This window comes from Rugosimonospora africana (assembly GCF_016862975.1).
Classification (GTDB): Bacteria; Actinomycetota; Actinomycetes; order Mycobacteriales; family Micromonosporaceae; genus Rugosimonospora; species Rugosimonospora africana.
Genome location: NZ_BONZ01000184.1, coordinates 1 through 977, shown reverse-complemented (window position 1 = coordinate 977; position 977 = coordinate 1). Strand labels below are relative to the sequence as shown.

1 pseudogene is annotated in these 977 nt (G+C 68.2%); it reads right to left on the bottom strand.

From position 1 onward, the window contains the following. Nucleotides 1–977, bottom strand: a pseudogene (locus tag Raf01_RS49125) (hypothetical protein); the annotation flags it as partial.

The window sequence follows — 977 nt, the reverse complement described above, 5'->3', positions numbered from 1 at the left end:
GACCCAGCACGCCGGGACGGTGACCCCGTCGTCGACCGGCGCACCGAGAGTGTTCGCCGCGACGAAGTCCTCCGCACCCGGGTTCGCGATCAGGTTGCTGTCCAACGCCGGCATCACCGCGTCCGCAGCCGGGCAGACCGCCGAGGAAGTCGCGTCATAACTCTGCGGCACCGGCTTCGCATCCGGCCCAAACGTCAAACTCAGATCATCCGCGATGCCATTGTTGTCCGCACCCGAGTCGATCGCGGTCAGCTCAAGGGTGATGAGCACCTTCGCCGTACCGGCCGGGACAGTGCCGTAGCGCCACGTCGGGAACAACCCCGTGACGTTGTTGCGCTCCGCCGCCGTGACCGGACCGAGGCGCTCCGTACCCAGCGTGTTCCCACCCGAGCCCTGAAACGTCGCGGACAGCATCGCGAAATCGGCCTGGGTCGAATAGCCACCGAGCAGACCCGCCAACTTGTACGGCTGCCCACCCGCGTTCAACGAACTCACATCGACCAGCTGGGTGGCCGTGGTGGTAATGCCCTGAACCTGCGTCGTGAAACCCGGAGGCGCCGGGTTCGGGGCCGTGCCCGGCGTGGTACCACCCCAGAACAGGCGACCGCCGTCCTTACCGGCGTAGGTCGCGTTGCCCGACTCCAGCACGGGATCGGGTGCGGGCAGGTCGGCGTGGCTGACCCAACAATCCGGAACGACCTGGTGGCCGGCCGCCACACCGCCGCCGCTGGCCGCACCGGCCACCTCATGGTCGGTGTAGTCCTCGGCACCCGGGTTCGCGATCAGATTGGCGCCCAACGCGACCGTCGCCGGATGCGGACACGTCGCCGTCGAGTCCCAGGTCTGACCCGTCGGCACCGCCCGGTCACCGATGACAAGGCTCAGGTTGTCGGCACTGGCGTCGTTGTTACCCGCACCGCCCATGGTGAACGTCAACGTGACCACGACCTGCGCGGCACCGGCCGGAACCGTACCGT